General features: G+C 37.6%; 15 protein-coding genes. All 15 read left to right on the plus strand.

The features are described from left to right. Positions 1–4: 4 nt before the first annotated feature. The 15 genes from ACHABW_RS00805 (at position 5) to ACHABW_RS00875 (ending at position 17522) form a co-directional block, all read left to right on the plus strand. Positions 5–4306, plus strand: a complete 4302-nt coding sequence (locus ACHABW_RS00805; RefSeq protein ID WP_435753633.1) for a PolC-type DNA polymerase III — start codon at positions 5–7, stop codon at positions 4304–4306. 419 nt (positions 4307–4725) lie between these two features. After that, on the plus strand, positions 4726–5196 hold the full coding sequence (gene rimP, locus ACHABW_RS00810) for a ribosome maturation factor RimP (protein ID WP_110936329.1): 471 nt from the start codon (positions 4726–4728) through the stop codon (positions 5194–5196). Positions 5197–5349: 153 nt separating this feature from the next. Then, the gene (gene nusA, locus ACHABW_RS00815) at positions 5350–6477 is read left to right on the plus strand and encodes a transcription termination factor NusA (protein ID WP_435753634.1); all 1128 of its coding nucleotides are present in this window, start codon (positions 5350–5352) and stop codon (positions 6475–6477) included. 13 nt (positions 6478–6490) lie between these two features. Further along, positions 6491–6769: an RNase P modulator RnpM gene (rnpM, locus tag ACHABW_RS00820; RefSeq protein ID WP_110936327.1), complete on the plus strand. Its 279-nt coding sequence runs from the start codon at positions 6491–6493 to the stop codon at positions 6767–6769. Further along, positions 6766–7068 (plus strand): YlxQ family RNA-binding protein, encoded by a 303-nt coding sequence (locus ACHABW_RS00825; RefSeq protein WP_435753635.1) that lies wholly within the window; start codon positions 6766–6768, stop codon positions 7066–7068. Before rnpM ends, ACHABW_RS00825 begins: the two co-directional genes overlap by 4 nt. 44 nt (positions 7069–7112) lie before the next feature. Continuing rightward, positions 7113–9233: a translation initiation factor IF-2 gene (gene infB, locus ACHABW_RS00830; RefSeq protein WP_435753636.1), complete on the plus strand. Its 2121-nt coding sequence runs from the start codon at positions 7113–7115 to the stop codon at positions 9231–9233. Further along, positions 9230–9511, plus strand: coding sequence for a DUF503 domain-containing protein (locus tag ACHABW_RS00835; RefSeq protein WP_110936324.1), 282 nt, complete (start codon positions 9230–9232; stop codon positions 9509–9511). The genes infB and ACHABW_RS00835 overlap by 4 nt, the downstream gene beginning before the upstream one ends. A gap of 58 nt (positions 9512–9569) precedes the next feature. Beyond that, positions 9570–9917 (plus strand): 30S ribosome-binding factor RbfA, encoded by a 348-nt coding sequence (rbfA, locus tag ACHABW_RS00840; protein ID WP_110936323.1) that lies wholly within the window; start codon positions 9570–9572, stop codon positions 9915–9917. An 84-nt stretch (positions 9918–10001) separates the two neighbouring features. Continuing rightward, positions 10002–10940: a tRNA pseudouridine(55) synthase TruB gene (gene truB / locus ACHABW_RS00845; RefSeq protein WP_435753637.1), complete on the plus strand. Its 939-nt coding sequence runs from the start codon at positions 10002–10004 to the stop codon at positions 10938–10940. A gap of 10 nt (positions 10941–10950) precedes the next feature. After that, positions 10951–11895, plus strand: a complete 945-nt coding sequence (locus tag ACHABW_RS00850) for a bifunctional riboflavin kinase/FAD synthetase (RefSeq protein ID WP_435753638.1) — start codon at positions 10951–10953, stop codon at positions 11893–11895. A 177-nt stretch (positions 11896–12072) separates the two neighbouring features. Beyond that, a complete protein-coding gene (gene rpsO, locus ACHABW_RS00855; RefSeq protein WP_110936320.1) occupies positions 12073–12342 on the plus strand; it encodes a 30S ribosomal protein S15 in 270 nt (89 codons plus the stop codon). Between the two features lie 325 nt (positions 12343–12667). Continuing rightward, on the plus strand, positions 12668–14764 hold the full coding sequence (gene pnp, locus ACHABW_RS00860; RefSeq protein ID WP_435753639.1) for a polyribonucleotide nucleotidyltransferase: 2097 nt from the start codon (positions 12668–12670) through the stop codon (positions 14762–14764). Positions 14765–14982: 218 nt separating this feature from the next. Beyond that, positions 14983–15942: a polysaccharide deacetylase family protein gene (locus ACHABW_RS00865; protein ID WP_435753640.1), complete on the plus strand. Its 960-nt coding sequence runs from the start codon at positions 14983–14985 to the stop codon at positions 15940–15942. A gap of 27 nt (positions 15943–15969) precedes the next feature. After that, on the plus strand, positions 15970–17214 hold the full coding sequence (locus tag ACHABW_RS00870; RefSeq protein ID WP_435753641.1) for a M16 family metallopeptidase: 1245 nt from the start codon (positions 15970–15972) through the stop codon (positions 17212–17214). Positions 17215–17285: 71 nt separating this feature from the next. After that, positions 17286–17522 (plus strand): YlmC/YmxH family sporulation protein, encoded by a 237-nt coding sequence (locus tag ACHABW_RS00875; RefSeq protein WP_110936316.1) that lies wholly within the window; start codon positions 17286–17288, stop codon positions 17520–17522. Positions 17523–17608: the final 86 nt, after the last annotated feature.

The raw sequence follows: 17608 nt of genomic DNA on the forward strand, positions 1-17608 counted from the left end.
GAAAGTGAGTAATGAAATTGAAATTAGGCAGGAGCGATTTAACCTCTTAATGGAGCAAGTTGTGATGCCTGATGAAATCATTTCAAATCAGTTACAAGGCTCATATATACAAAAACTTGAAGTGTATCAAAAAGAGCGCAGATGGAAATTTTCGTTTATGATACCTAAAGTTCTGCCTTATACTGCTTTTGAACTGTTTAAAAGTCGTATTACTCAAGGTCTTCAACATATTGCAGATGTAAGTATTATGATAGATTATGAGGAAAACAGTGATATTACGAAACATATAAATGAATATTGGCCTTACTTCGTAGAACAAGTGAGGCATACTACTAACGGTCTTATTCAGCGATTGCAAGAACAAGTGCCAGTGATAGACGGTAGGAAAGTTATCATTGCAGTGCTTAATGAAACGGAAGCAGAGATGCTCCATCGAAGAGTGTTGGGTCCTTTGAAAGAAGTATTCCAAGATTCAGGATTTGGAAATGTTCAATTAGAGACTACGGTGAAGGAATCACAAGAAGCAATGGACCGGTTCGCAGAGCAAAAAATGGAAGAAGATCAAAATAAGATCGTCGAAGCAATGCTTGAAAAACAGAAATACGATGAAAAAGCAAAAGAGCTCCAACATAATAGAAAAGTAACGATGGGCGTTCAAATTAAAGACGATCCTCAGCCTATTGAAAACATTATCGAGGAAGAGAGACGAATTACTATTCAAGGCTTGGTTTTTGATGTAGAAACGAAGGAGTTAAAAAGTGGCCGGACGTTATTAACCTTTAAAATAACAGACTATACAGATTCATTAACTATAAAAATGTTTTCGAATGATAAAGAAGATGTCCCAGTCTTTCAATCTATTACGAAAGGAATGTGGATAAAGGTAAGAGGGAGTGTGCAATTTGACACATTTATTCGAGACTTAGTAATGATGGCGAAAGATTTTGAACAGATACGTAAAGCGGAACGACAAGATAGCGCTCCTAAAGATGAGAAGAGAGTAGAACTTCACCTTCATTCGCCGATGAGTCAAATGGATGCTGTAACGCCAGTTAGCTCTTATATAGAACAAGCCAAAAAATGGGGGCATCCAGCAATTGGGTTGACCGATCATGCCGTGCTGCAATCTTTTCCGGAAGCTTTTGGTGCAGGGAAAAAACATGATATAAAAATTCTTTATGGGGTAGAGATTAATTTAGTAAATGATGGTGTTCCAATTGCATACAACCCTTCCGACCGTGTGCTTCAAGATGAAACGTATGTCGTTTTTGATGTGGAGACAACGGGCTTGTCTGCTATTTATAATACTATTATAGAGTTAGCAGCAGTTAAAATAAAAGATGGTGAAGTGGTTGACAAGTTTGAATCATTTGCAAATCCACACGAGAAACTAAGTCCATTGATTATTGATTTAACGGGGATTACAGATGATATGGTAGAAACTGCACCGGAAATTGAAGATGTACTAAAAAAGTTTCATGAATGGATCGGAAACGATACCCTCGTTGCTCATAACGCAAGCTTTGATATGGCATTTTTGAATGCAGGTTATCAAAAGATCGGCTTTGAAAAAGTAACTAATCCTGTTATTGACACATTGGAATTAGGCCGTTTTCTATATCCTACGTTTAAAAACCACCGGCTGAATACGTTGTGTAAGAAATTTAATATCGAATTAGTGGCACATCACAGAGCGATTTACGATGCGGAAGCCACTGGCCATCTCCTTTGGAAAATGGTTAAAGATGCCACAGAAAAAGAAATTTTAGTTCATCACCAATTGAATGATCAGACATCTAAAGACGATTATAAGAAACAACGTCCAAATCATTGTACGGTATATGCTCAAACGAAAGCAGGGTTAAAAAATCTTTATAAACTTGTGTCATTATCACATTTGAACTATTTTTTCCGAGTGCCTAGAGTTCCGCGCTCTGAATTGATCAAGCATCGTGAAGGATTACTAATAGGATCTGCTTGTGATAAGGGGGAAGTTTTTGATGCTCTTATGCAAAAGTCTCCAGAAGAAGTAGAAGAGGTAGCCGCTTTCTATGATTATCTTGAGGTACAGCCGCCAAGTAATTACATTCATTTAGTAGAGCGGGAAATTGTAAGAGATGAATTAGCATTAAAAGATATGATCAAAAATATTATTTTAATTGGTGATAAATTAGGAAAAAGAGTCGTGGCTACGGGAAATGCTCATTATTTACAACCTGAAGATCATATCTACCGGAAAATCCTGATTGCTTCACAAGGTGGAGCCAATCCGTTGAATAAACAGACACTTCCTCAAGTTCATTTCAGGTCTACAAATGAAATGCTTGATTGCTTTAGTTTTTTACCGGCAGATAAAGCAAAAGAAATTGTTGTAACGAATACTCAGAATTTCGCGGATGATATTGATGACATAAAACCAATCCCAGATGAATTGTTTACACCTCATATCGAAGGTGCAGATGAGGAAATCAGAGAAATGTGTTATGCAAGAGCAAAAAGCATTTATGGCGATGATTTGCCACAACTCCTTATTGACAGATTAGAAAAAGAATTAACAAGTATCATCAGTAACGGATTTTCCGTGATCTATTTGATCTCCCAAAAACTGGTGAAAAAATCATTGGAAGATGGCTATTTGGTTGGGTCAAGAGGATCTGTTGGTTCCAGTTTTGTTGCAACAATGACAGAAATTACAGAAGTGAATCCATTACCTCCTCATTACGTGTGTCCAAACTGTTATCATTCTATCTTTTTTAATGACGGTACAGTGGGATCAGGTTTTGATTTACCGGATCGATCCTGTGAGAAATGTGATGCAGAGTACAATAAGGATGGTCATGATATTCCGTTTGAAACGTTTTTAGGTTTCAAAGGCGATAAAGTTCCCGATATAGACTTGAACTTCTCAGGTGATTATCAGTCAAAGGCTCATAATTATACAAAAGAATTATTCGGGGAAGATTATGTTTATAAAGCAGGTACCATTGGAACTGTAGCAGATAAAACAGCATATGGGTACGTCAAAGGCTATGAGGGTGACGAAAATATTCAGCTTAGAGGCGCAGAAATAGACCGACTTGTAGCTGGATGTACAGGTGTTAAACGGACAACAGGCCAGCACCCGGGTGGTATTATTGTTGTACCTGATCATCTCGATATATATGATTTTTCACCGATACAATACCCTGCTGATGATAACCAATCTGATTGGAAAACCACTCATTATGATTTTCATTCTATTCATGATAATTTGTTGAAGCTGGATATTCTCGGTCACGATGATCCTACAGTTATCAGAATGCTTCAAGACCTAAGTGGTATTGATCCAAATGATATACCTGTGGATGATGCAGAGGTATATAAAATATTTGCAGGACCACAACCTTTAGGAGTTACGGCAGAACAGATTATGTGTAAGACGGGGACGTATGGCATACCGGAGTTTGGGACACGTTTTGTTCGGCAAATGTTAGAAGAAACAAAACCTAATTCTTTCAGTGAGCTTGTTCAAATTTCAGGGCTATCGCATGGTTCAGACGTATGGTTAAATAATGCAGCCGATCTTATCGCGCAGGGTACGTGTGTATTAAAAGATGTTATTGGTTGCCGTGATGACATTATGGTTTACCTCATATATAAAGGTGTAGAACATTCTTTGGCTTTTAAAATTATGGAATTTGTCCGTAAAGGAAAAGGACTGCAGGAAGAATGGATTGAGGAAATGAAAAAGCATGGTGTACCAGATTGGTACATTGGTTCATGTCTGAAAATAAAGTATATGTTCCCTAAGGCGCATGCCACGGCATATGTATTAATGGCAGTACGAATAGCTTATTTCAAGGTACATCTTCCAATATTATTTTATGCAGCATATTTTACGGTTAGAGCGGATGATTTTGAATTGGATACAATGGTACGAGGGTCTGCAACGATTCGTAAAAGAATTGAAGAGATTTATCGTAAAGGATTCGATGCTTCTCCGAAAGAAAAAAGTGTTGTAACAGTACTTGAGCTTTCCTTGGAAATGTGTGAAAGGGGATTCTCTTTCCAAAAAGCTGACCTTTACCGCTCTAAGGCAACAGAATTTATTGTCGATGGGGATACTCTTATCCCACCTTTTAATGCGATAACTGGTGTGGGAACAAATGCGGCTATAAATATTGAAAACGTTAGGGAAGATGGAGAATTTATTTCTAAGCAAGACTTACGGGAGCGAAGTAAGATTACAAAAACTGTTCTCGAAAGTTTAGACGATCATGGTTGTTTAGACGGGATGTCAGATTCAAATCAACTTTCTTTATTTTAAGTGATATAATTTTTTGAGAAATAGATTATTTTCTGAAAAGCTTTTGCTTTCAAAATGGTGGGACAACACATGTAGTACAAGAGAATTTGCATGCGTCCCTAGAATATGGTATATTAATGAAGGACTCAGATTATATCGGCTACGAAAGAGTGGGGAAACCCACTCTTTCTTTTGTACCTATTTAGGAAATTATAGTTTCATGAGTTGTACATAATACGTTTAATATAGAAGTGTTTCGTTCTGCTTCTACGTCGGTGTTTATGGGGCTTACGCTATTGTACTTATATTCATTTCCATTTGAAGGAATAATAATTAAGGAAGCCTAAAGCTATCCTTTTTATCGATAAGGTAGCGTAGCTGGGCATCATAGATTCAAGGTATCAATACGAGTTACCTTACGAAAAAAGGAGGTTTACCCTATGGCTGAAAATATTCAAACAAAAGTAGGAGATCTTGTGACTCCAATTCTTGAAGAACTGTCCCTTGAGTTAGTGGACGTGGAATTCCAAAAAGAAGGAAAAAATTGGTTTCTTCGTGTATTTATAGATAGTGATAAAGGAGTGGACTTGGAAGATTGTTCAGCGGTAAGTGAAAAATTAAGTGAAGCTCTCGACGAAAAGGACCCTATAGAACAGGCTTATTACATGGAAGTATCATCACCTGGAGCTGAGAGACCATTAAAAGGTGAAAAAGATATCAAACGAGCCGTAGGAAAAAATGTACATGTTTCAACTTATGCGCCTATTGATGGAGCCAAAAGCTTCGAAGGACTGTTAACACAGTTCGATGGAGAAAATCTTACTATTGAAATGAAGGTAAAAACGCGTCGTATTACGGTGACTGTACCTTATGAAAAGGTGGCAAAAGCCAGATTAGCGATAGCTTTTTAATATGGCTTTGTAACAATGAAGAGTTGAGGATGAAGAAAACTGTGTTTGTGCTGACATGCAATAATAACTTGTAGTAATTATAGGCAGTTCATACCAGTCATCAACGCCCTTTACTAGTAGAGCCATTAAATTTGAAAGGGGGAAAATTGTTCCATGAATAATGAATTTATGGATGCATTGGCATCCATTGAAAGAGATAAAGGTATTGATAAGGAAATTATTTTGGAAGCAATTGAGCAAGCCTTAATTACTGGATATAAACGTAATTTTAATTCTGCTCAAAATGTTCGGGTGGATATTGACCGCGAAACTGGAGTCATCCGTGTTTATGCAAGAAAAGAAGTAGTTGAAGAGGTTTTCGATATCAGACTTGAAATCGCGATTGAAGAAGCGAAGTCAATTAATCCTCTGTATGACGTTGACGATGTGGTTGAAATCGAAGTAACGCCGCGGGATTTTGGAAGAATTGCAGCTCAAACTGCCAAGCAGGTTGTTACTCAACGGGTAAGAGAAGCAGAAAGAGGTATTATTTATTCTGATTTTATAGATCGTGAAGAAGATATCATGACTGGTATTGTCCAGCGTCAAGATCATCGCTTCATTTATGTTGATTTAGGCAAAGTAGAAGCATTAATGCCTGTCGGAGAACAAATGCCGAATGAATCTTATAAACACAATGATCGAATCAAAGCTTATATTACTAAAGTAGAAAAAACAACAAAAGGACCGCAGATTATGATTTCACGAACTCATCCTGGACTTTTAAAACGGTTATTTGAATTAGAAGTACCTGAAATTTATGATGGCACTGTTGAAATTAAATCAGTGTCACGCGAAGCAGGAGAACGATCAAAAATTTCTGTTCACGCGGACGATGAGGATGTTGATCCTGTTGGATCTTGTGTTGGACCACGTGGACAACGAGTTCAAACAATTGTGAATGAATTAAAAGGCGAAAAAATAGATATCGTTAAGTGGTCTGCGGACCCTCAAGTGTATGTGGCAAATGCATTAAGTCCTTCTAAGGTGCTCCAAGTTACTGTAAGTGATGACGAAAAAATGACCCAAGTGGTTGTTCCGGATTATCAATTATCACTTGCCATTGGTAAACGAGGCCAAAACGCGCGGTTAGCAGCAAAATTAACAGGATGGAAAATCGATATTAAAAGTCAAACTGATGCTGAAGAATTAGGTATATATGATGCTAATGCTCCTATAGAAGAAATTCAGCAAGAGGAAGATGATTATATGGATGATATTGAGGGAAATAAAGAGGACTAAGGAGGGGAAAAACATGGCAGGTAAAAAGAAAGTGCCCCTTCGTAAATGCGTTGTTACTCAGGAAATGAAACCTAAAAATGAACTAATTCGTGTGGTTCGTTCGCCTGAAGGAGAAGTTTTCGTGGATCCATCTTCGAAAAAATCAGGCAGAGGGGCATATGTTTCAAAAGATTACGATGTCATCTCAAACGCACAAAAAAAAGACAGCTTATCCCGTCATTTAAAAGCTAAGGTTCCAGAAACAGTTTACGAAGAACTTCTTCGTATGAGTGATAAAGGTAAAGTCACATGACAGATAAATCATGGGTGAACTTATTGGGTCTCATGCAACGAGCCAGAAAAATTGTTACCGGGGAAGAGCTTGTTGTTAAAGCAATACAGAAAAAACGAGTTGTTTTTGTTATTATTGCAGCAGATGCATCAGATAACACGAAAAAAAAGGTTACCGACAAGTGCCATTATTATGAAATTCCTTATATATTTTTTGAAGATCGCTATGCAATTGGACAAGCGATAGGAAAAGCCGAACGAGTGACTGTTGGATTAGTTGATAAAGGTTTTGCAAATAAATTTCGCTCATTAATTGAGTAATATCTATTACAGGATCAGCTGTAGTAGGTATAGGAGGTATGTATATGAAAAAAATTCGTATTTATGAATATGCAAAAGAAAATAATACGACAAGTAAAGAAGTGATTAATCAACTTAAAAAGATGGGCATTGAAGTAACAAACCATATGAGTGTGATTGATGACAAGACAATCGAAAAACTTGGTGGCAAAACAGACCCGGCAAAGACCGATGCTCCTGCTCCTAAGAAAGCAACGCCAGAACAAAGCAAAGCTAAGAAAACTGGAAATAAAAGTACGGACAACGCGTCAAAAGATAATTCTAAAGGACGAGTAAATAACGGTGGTAATAATAAAAACCGTAAAAATGACTCTCGTAATCAGTCGCAGCAACAAACAAAACAGACATCTCCTAAGCCTGCGGTAAAAGAAACACCATCTAAAATCGTTTATTCTACACCTGTAACGGTTGGTGGATTTGCCGAAAAGTTAAAAAAAGAACCAGCAGAACTTATTAAAAAGCTTATGGATTTAGGTGTTATGGCAACTATTAATCAAGAATTAGATACTGAAACGATCAATATTTTAGCAGAGGAGTTTGGTGTGGAAGCAGAAGAAGAAGTAATTATTGACGAAACTGCTTTTGAGTCAATAGAAGAGAATGATGACCCGGCTCTTTTAGAAGAACGTCCTCCAGTAGTTACGATTATGGGGCATGTTGACCATGGTAAAACAACACTTCTTGATAGTATTCGTCACACAAAAGTGACAGCAGGAGAAGCAGGCGGTATTACACAACATATTGGTGCTTATCAAATCGAAGAAAATAATAAAAAAATAACTTTCCTTGATACTCCTGGTCACGCCGCTTTTACTACGATGCGTGCAAGAGGAGCACAAGTAACAGATATTACGATTCTTGTAGTGGCAGCCGATGATGGTGTTATGCCTCAAACAGTGGAAGCAATCAATCATGCTAAAGCAGCGGAAGTACCAATTATTGTAGCTGTTAATAAAATGGATAAAGAAGGTGCTAACCCTGACCGAGTTATGCAAGAACTGACTGAGCATGGGTTAGTTGCAGAAGCTTGGGGCGGCGAAACAATCTTTGTAAATGTTTCGGCTATTAATGGAACTGGCATTGATGAATTGATTGAAATGATTCTTTTAGTTTCAGAAGTCGGAGAATTAAAAGCAAACCCTGATAAAGCTGCATTAGGTTCGGTTGTTGAAGCGGAACTAGACCGTGGTCGTGGTCCTGTTGCAACGCTTCTCGTTCAAGCCGGTACTCTTCATGTTGGAGACCCAATTGTTGTAGGGAATTCTTTTGGTAAAGTGCGTGCAATGGTCAATGATCTTGGGAAACGAGTTAAATCTGTTGGACCATCCACACCGGTTGAAATTACAGGTTTGAATGCTGTACCTCAAGCGGGTGATCAGTTCCGTGTATTTAAAGATGAGAAAAAAGCACGTCAATTTGGTGAGGCTCGTGCATCTAAACAGCGTGTAGCCGACAGAAAAGAAACATCTACAGTTAGCCTGGAAGATTTATTCGAACAAATCCAACAGGGAGAAATTAAGGAAATTAATCTTATTGTGAAAGCAGACGTTCAAGGTTCTGCAGAAGCAATGAAAGGTACCTTAGAGAAGATTGAAGTAGAAGGTGTGAAAGTAAATATTATTCACACTGGTGTTGGTGCAATTGCTGAATCCGATGTTATTTTAGCTTCTGCCTCCAATGCAATTATAATTGGGTTCAACGTTCGACCTGACGTAAACGCAAAACGAACAGCTGATGCTGAAAAAGTAGATATTCGATTACATCGTGTTATCTATGATGCAATCGAAGAGGTTGAATCTGCAATGAAAGGCCTACTGGATCCGATATTTGAGGAGAAAGTTATTGGGCAAGCAGAGGTAAGACAAGTATTTAAAGTATCTAAAATTGGTGCAATTGCAGGTTCTTACGTAACAGAAGGAAAGATTACAAGAGGATCATCTGTCCGGGTTATTCGAGACGGAGTTGTTGTTTTTGAAGGTGACGTTCGCGCATTAAAACGTTTTAAAGACGATGTAAAAGAAGTTGCCAACAACTACGAATGTGGGATAACTCTTGAGAACTTTAATGATGTGAAAGAGGGAGACATCATCGAAGCTTATGTTATGGAAGAAATTAAACGTAAATGATAATCGGATCGATCAATGTTGAAGCGGTGATTTATCATCCCCATTCATTGAAAGAAAAACGATCTGTAACCAAAAGTGTTGCTACTCGCGTGAAGCAACGGTTCAATGTCTCTATTGCAGAGATTGGGTACCAAGATGTTTGGCAACGGACAGAATGGGCAATTGTTTCTGTAGGATCACAAAAGATCCAAGTAGAAAAAGAACTTCAACGGGCAATTTCCATTATTGATTCGAATGAGCAATTAGAAGTTACTTCAATCACTTGGGAATGGTTATAGGATTTAAGCTTATAATATAAAAAGAAAGAATCTACGTTGTCGATAGGAGTGTCTTGCTATGAGTAAAGTTCGTGCCAATCGTGTTGGGGAACAAATAAAAAAAGAGTTAACAGATATCATTCAAAGAGATCTTAAAGATCCCCGTATAGGTTTCGTTACAGTCACTGCAGTCGATGTAACCGGTGACTTGCAACAAGCAACAGCATTTATTACTGTTTACGGGGAAGATGAAGAACGTAAAAAAACGCTTCAAGCGTTGGAGCAAGCTAATGGTTTTATTCGATCTGAAATCGGTAAAAGAATTCAACTTAGAAAGACACCGGAGTTATCTTTCACATTCGATGAAAGCATAGAACGAGGAAACCGAATTGATGAGCTTTTACGTGGATTAAATAAAGATAAGTAATAATACTAGGGGAGATGGAGGAAATCTGTCTCCCCTTTCTTTTGGTTAAATACTAAATTAAACTTAATCTGGAGAGTGGACATAATGTCAAACGAATTAATAGGTGTTTTTCCTTTATGGAAACCTAAAGGAATGACTTCTTTTTCTGCAGTGAGAGAAGTTGGGAAGAGATTCGGTACTAAAAAGGCAGGTCACACTGGGACGCTAGACCCTGATGTTGAAGGAGTTCTTCCTGTTTGTCTGGGTAGAGCAACGAAAATTGTAGAGTATTTAACTGCTGAAAAGAAAACATACATTGGTGAAGTAACATTAGGATTTTCGACGACAACGGAAGATTCTTCGGGAGAATTAGTCGACAAAAAAGAAATTAAAGAGGACATTACGGAAGACAGCGCTAAAGCAGTTTTGCGCCAGCTTGAAGGAGTAATTAAACAAACTCCGCCGATGTATTCCGCTGTGAAAATAAAAGGAAAAAAGCTTTATGAATATGCCAGAGAGGGAATCACAATAGACCGTCCCAGCCGTGAAATAACGATTTATGAGCTTGAATTACTTGATCATCCAAAAAAGAATCAAGATGGAACAGTTTCATTTTCTTTTAGAGCCGTTTGCAGTAAAGGCACATACATACGCACATTAACTGTTGCCATTGGCGAGAAGTTAGGATACCCAGCACATATGTCTCATTTAATTCGTGAAGCGTCAGGCGCTTTCCACAGGGAGAATTGTTATACCTTGGAGACGCTGGATGAATACCGGCTTCAGGATAAACAACAAGATTTATTAATTAGCCCGGAAGAAGCTCTTTCAAGTTTTCCGAAAATAACAGTGACCGACCATGATGCATTGAGAGTAATGCAAGGAGCGATTTTGACTATACCAGAAGAAGTTAAATCGATGGACGAATCGATTTGGGGTTTGTATAATCAACAAGGAGAATGTCTCGCTTTATATAAAAAAGATGAAAAAAGAGCAGACAGTATGAAACCTGAAAAAATGATAAGAACTGTTCATCAGCGATGAGGTGGCAATAATGCAAATAGTGAAGTTAAAACACCCTCATACTCAAATGGAATTTCCTGAGACAGCTACAGCATTGGGCTTTTTCGATGGAGTTCATCGAGGGCATCAAGAAGTGATTCTTACAGCGAAAAAAAAAGCGAATGAGCTGCAATTGAAGTCTGCTGTTATGACATTTTTTCCTCATCCGAAGGAAGTTTTACGTAAAACTGATAAAGATGACGTATACTATTTATCCACGATTAAAGAAAAAGAAAAACAGATATCTGAACTTGGGATAGATTACCTGTTTATCATTGAATTTGACACTGCTTTTTCAGAATTGTCTCCTCAGGAATTCGTGGATCAGTATTTAATTGGGTTAAATATTAATCATGTTGTGGCAGGTTTTGATTATTCCTATGGTCGATTAGGTAAAGGGTCCATGGAAACATTACCTTTTCATTCCCGTGAGAAGATATCTCAGACAACGGTGGATAAAATCACGTATGAGGGCGAGAAAATAAGTTCTACTGAAATTCGTCATGCACTTTTACAGGGGGATATTGATAAGGCAACCACCTATTTGGGAAGAAAATATGTCATATATGGCGAGGTCGTTCATGGTGAAAAGCGTGGACGAACGATTGGTTTTCCGACAGCTAATATTGCTTATCACGAAAAAGTAGTTATTCCAACTACAGGTGTTTACGCTGTATGGTTACGTGTAGACAAAAACTGGCATCGCGGAGTTTGTAATATAGGATACAAACCAACTTTTCATGATCCTTCAAACGAGATTCCAACGATTGAAGTTCATCTTTTCGATTTCGATGGAAATCTTTACGACAAAGAAGTCTCATGTTCATTTGTTGCTAGAATAAGAGGAGAGAAAAAGTTTGCTTCCGTTGATGATTTGATCGCGCAAATTTCAAAAGATAAAGAAACAGCTAGAAGCTTATTTGAACAAGATTCTTAGATCGCAGAATCTGCAAAAAACGGGTTAAATTTTTCTTTCTTTGTGTAAAATGAATGAAAAACTTGAAATATGGCAATAAAACTAGTATGATTAAAAATGTTAAGAACCAATGCTTGGCAAATCGAGTCACCGACGTTTGCTCGGCAATTGGGGATGAAAAGAAGGAGGTGTAGCAAGATGGCATTAACTCAAGAACGTAAAAATGAAATTATTGAAAATTTCAAGACTCATGACAAGGATACAGGTTCTCCTGAAGTGCAAGTAGCTATCCTTACGGAGCAAATTACTACGCTTAATGATCATTTGCGTACTCATAAGAAAGATCATCACTCACGTCGTGGTCTTTTGAAAATGGTCGGTCAACGTCGTAACTTACTTACGTATTTACGTAATAAGGATGTTACTCGTTACCGTCAAGTTGTCGATAAGCTCGGTCTTCGTCGATAATTACGTAAGCGGGAGTTTCTCCCGCTTTTTCTTATGCTTACGTAGATAGTTAAAAATTTCCTACTTCTAAAACTTAGAATGACACTTGGTGAATGATTTTTTATGATATTTTTTGTTGTTTGGTTATAAGCTTGGAGAATCGGAAAGTGTACTGGCTGTAGCGAATTCAAGCGGAATCCTAACAACTTTTAATAAAACAGCCTTGTTTTTCAACGCATAAAAGATTTGCTCTATTATAAAAATATTATTGCTTTTATCATAACTACATAAATAAAAGTTAATTATAAAAGGAACTATTACTTGAATGAGAGGAGTTAAACTAAAGATGAATCAAGAAAATCAATCATTTTCAATGGAATGGGCCGGCCGTACGTTAACGTTCGAGGTAGGACAGTACGCAAAGCAAGCAAACGGCGCAGTAATGGTACGTTATGGTGATACTACAGTATTATCTACTGCTACAGCTTCAAAAGAACCAAAAGACTTACCGTTCTTTCCTTTAACAGTGAATTATGAAGAACGCCTTTACGCTGCTGGGAAAATCCCCGGAGGGTTTATTAAACGTGAGGGACGTCCAAGTGATCACGCGGTTCTAACTAGCCGACTTATCGATCGTCCGATTCGACCTCTATTTCCAGATGGATTTAGAAATGATGTTCAAGTTATCAGCATCGTTATGAGTAGTGACCTAGATTGCTCTTCAGAAATGTCGGCTATGGTCGGTTCATCACTTGCATTATCGCTTTCAGACATCCCGTTTGATGGTCCTATTGCCGGAGTAACAGTTGGTCGTATTGATGGGGAATTTATCATCAATCCTAGTACAGATCAAATGGAACAGAGCGATATAAATCTAATCGTTGCTGGAACAAAAGATGCCATTAATATGGTGGAAGCAGAAGCAAATGAGCTTCCTGAAGAAATCATTTTGGATGCAATTATGTATGGACATGAAGAAATCAAAAAATTAGTTTCCTTCCAAGAAGAGATTATAGAGAAACTCGGTAAAACAAAAATGGAAGTGAAACTTCTTACTCTTGATAAAGAGCTGGAAGCTGAGCTTCGTGAAAAGGCTACAACACAACTTGTACAAGCTGCAACAGTTGTTGAAAAAGGCGCACGTGAAATCGCCATCAAAGAAGTCTACGATGAAATGTTAGAAGGCTATGTTGATGAGGAACAAGACCGAACAAAAGACGCTAAACAAGTACTAGATAAATTATTGAAAGAAACGGTTCGTAAGTTAATTACGAAAGAAAATATCCGACCTGATGGACGGAAAAAAGATGAGATTCGTCCGTTAGCTTCACAAATCGATATTTTACAACGTACACACGGATCAGGACTATTCACTCGTGGACAGACACAGGCGTTAAGTATTTGTACGCTAGGTGCTTTAGGTGACGTTCAAATACTGGATGGTTTAGGTGTAGAAGCTTCAAAACGTTTTATGCACCACTATAACTTCCCGTTATTCAGTGTGGGTGAAACAGGACCTATAAGAGGACCGGGACGTCGAGAAATTGGACACGGTACCCTTGGGGAACGTGCTTTGGAGAAAGTTATTCCTCCTGAATCAGAATTTCCTTACACGATTCGTTTAGTGTCTGAGGTTTTAGAATCAAATGGTTCGACTTCTCAAGCAAGTATTTGTGCTAGTACGTTAGCAATGATGGCAGCGGGTGTACCTATTACTGCTCCAGTGGCAGGTATCGCTATGGGTCTCGTCAAGCATGAAGATGATTTGACTGTACTTACTGATATTCAGGGTATGGAAGATGCTCTTGGAGATATGGATTTCAAGGTGGCTGGAACGGCTAAAGGTGTAACTGCAATCCAAATGGATATTAAGATTCAAGGGATTGATAAGGCTGTATTAGTAGAAGCTCTATCACAAGCTAGAGAAGGCAGATTAGTTATTTTGGAAAACATGCTGGCTACTATTCCGGAATCTCGTAAAGAATTGAGTGCTCATGCACCGAAGATCTTAACAATGAAAATTCATCCTGACAAAATTCGTGATGTAATTGGACCAAGTGGTAAGATCATTAATAAAATTATTGAAGAAACAGGTGTTAAAATCGATATCGAGCAAGATGGTATTGTTTATATCTCCTCGTTAAATCAAGAAATGAATAATAAAGCAAAAGCAACGATTGAAGACATTGTACGCGATGTCGAGGTAGGTGCAACGTATTTAGGAAAAGTGAAACGAATTGAAAAATTTGGAGCCTTTGTAGAAATATTTAAAGGTAAAGATGGTTTAGTTCATATTTCCCAGCTTGCAAAAGAACGTGTTGCAAAAGTAGAAGATGTGATTTCTTTGGGTGATGAAATCATGGTTAAAGTTACAGAAGTAGATAATCAAGGACGTGTCAACCTTTCTCGTAAAGTTTTATTGGAAGAAGAGGAAAAAAAGTAAATTTCTCTAACAATAATTATTCGATGTAAAGTAACTTAGATTTTTGAGAAACGTTTGTGGATAATACTTCCTCAAACGTTTTTTTATGCGTTCTTATTCAAGCGTTAAGCACATTGTGAAAGTTTGGGATAAAGATTTATAAAACGATGGCTGGTTGAAATTATGAGGTTCTATCTTGTCCTTTTTTAACATAATTGTTAAAGAAGGAGGAATGCAGAATGCTTAAGAAAATAGTGATCCAAATAGGCACCTTCTGTTTTATATTAAGTTTAACGCTATCTACTGCACATAGCCCTATTTCAAAAGGATACGTGGAAGAAAAATGGGGACAAGCGGAAGAAGTTGTGAAAGAAGAAGACCCTTTATATATGGAAATATTAAGTCATAAAAAAGAATTGGATATCGCACCAATGGATGCAAAAGTTGATTCTGTTTGGAAGGCTATTCCAGGATTAAACGGTCAAACCATAGATGTGCAAGCGTCTTATGAGAAACTCAAAAAATATGATACCTTTGATGAATCAGAACTGATTTTTCATGAAACAACTCCAAGTGTTTCTTTGGCTGATTTGCCAGCTCAACCGATCTACCGAGGTAATCCAGAGAAACAAATGGCTGGCGTTATGGTGAACGTTGCATGGGGAAACGAATATTTGCCAAAGCTATTAAAAATATTAAGTGAGAATAATGTTCAAGCTACGTTCTTTTTAGATGGCTCATGGGTGAAAAATAACTCTCATCTTGCTATGATGATTAAAGAGGAAGGTCACGAGATAGGTAATCACGCCTATTCTCATCCAAACATGAAACAATTGTCTTCTGGAAGAATAAATGATGAGATCTCTCGCACGAATGAAGTGATTGAGGCAACACTCAATGTAACTCCCACATGGTTTGCTCCACCGAGTGGTAGTTATCGTCAGGAAGTTGTAGAAATTGCTAGAGATTATGATTTATATACCGTATTATGGACAGTAGATACGATTGATTGGAAAAATCCGGACCCAAAAGCGATGGCTGATCGCGTCGTGAATGAAACAGAAGCAGGATTACTTATTTTAATGCACCCAACCGAATCAGCAGAGAAAGGTCTGGAACTGATTCTACAAGGAGTAAAAGAAAAAGGATTAGCTTTAGGGAAATTATCTGAAGTTTTAGGCGAAAAAAGAGCACCTTGATGATTATTAATTTTAGGAGGATATACAGTGATAAAACGTTATGTCAGCGAGAATGGTTTAAGAGTTGTATTTGAACCTAATCATACGGTTCGTTCCGTATCGATCGGAGTGTGGATTGGTACAGGATCAAGAAATGAAAACAAGCAAGAAAATGGATTATCTCATTTTATTGAGCATATGTTTTTTAAAGGGACAAAAACAAGAACTGCTCAAGAATTAGCAGAGGCCTTTGATTCGATTGGCGGTCATGTGAATGCACTGACATCCAAGGAATATACTTGTTATTATGCGAAAGTACTTGATACCCATGCGAAATATGCTGCAGATGTGTTAGCAGATATGTACTTTAACTCCCAGTTTGAAACCAAAGAATTGAATAAAGAAAAAGGTGTTGTATTAGAGGAAATTAAAATGTACGAAGATACTCCAGATGATCTTGTTCACGACTTGCTAAGTAAGGCTAGTTATGGCGAACATCCATTAGCTTATCCAATCTTAGGTACCGAAACAACATTGGAATCTTTTACTCAAGAAGACCTGCTTAACTTCATGAACAAATATTATCACGCTGATAATGTCGTTATCTCTATCTGTGGCAACGTGGATGAATCTTACGTGGAATATGTCCAGGAACTTTTTGCATCCTTAAAACGGAAGCCTGCCAATGATACACTGGAAAAGCCGATATTTATTCCAGATAATATCGTGCGTAAAAAAGATACAGAACAAGCCCATCTTTGTTTAGGTTTTGATGGCTATCGAATTAATGATCCTCGAATTTATTCGTTAATCTTAATGAATAATACACTCGGTGGAAGTATGAGTAGCAGACTATTCCAAGAAATTCGTGAAAATAGAGGCTTAGCTTATTCTGTATTTTCTTATCACTCGTCCTACAATGATTCAGGGATGCTGACAATTTACAGTGGCTCTGCACAGGCGCAACTTGATAATGTCTATGATGTGATAATAAATACGATCGATGAAATGCGTCAACATGGCTTAACAGAAAAAGAACTTAGAAATGGAAAAGAACAATTAAAGGGCGGTCTGATGTTAGGTCTTGAAAGCACTAGCAGTCGAATGAGTCGCAATGGGAAAAACGAGTTGCTTTTAAAACAACATCGTACGCTTGATGAAGTCGCTAGGTCTGTTGACAATGTGCAGATGAAAGACATTCAAGAAACATGTGAAGATATTTTTTCTAAAGATTTTTCTTCTACTTTGATAAGTCCTGAGGGGAAAATGCCTGCAACCCTGTCTGTTAATTAAATATCCTAAAATGATAATCATAGTTACCCTCCCCCTCTTCATATAATAATATAAAGAAGGGGGAGGGTTTTATGCGTTTGAGTGAAATTAGTCAAAAAGAAATCATTGATTATCATAAAGGAGAGCGTCTGGGAGTTTTGGGTCAAACGGATTTGCAAATTGATGAAAAAAGTGGACAAATACAAGCTTTTGTTATTCCTACTTTGAAATGGTTTGGACTTGGAAAGCGAGAGAAAGAAGTAACGGTTTATTGGAAACAGATAAGGAAAATTGGAACCGATATGATTATCATTGAGGTGACGCCGTAAAATAACGAACTTTAAAGAGACTGCAGAATTTTTATTTTTCTGCAGTCTCTTTAAAATGGGGAGATTTTGTGTTTTTGGCCTAAATC

Source organism: Salipaludibacillus sp. CF4.18 (genome assembly GCF_051262595.1).
GTDB lineage: Bacteria > Bacillota > Bacilli > Bacillales > Salisediminibacteriaceae > Salipaludibacillus > Salipaludibacillus neizhouensis.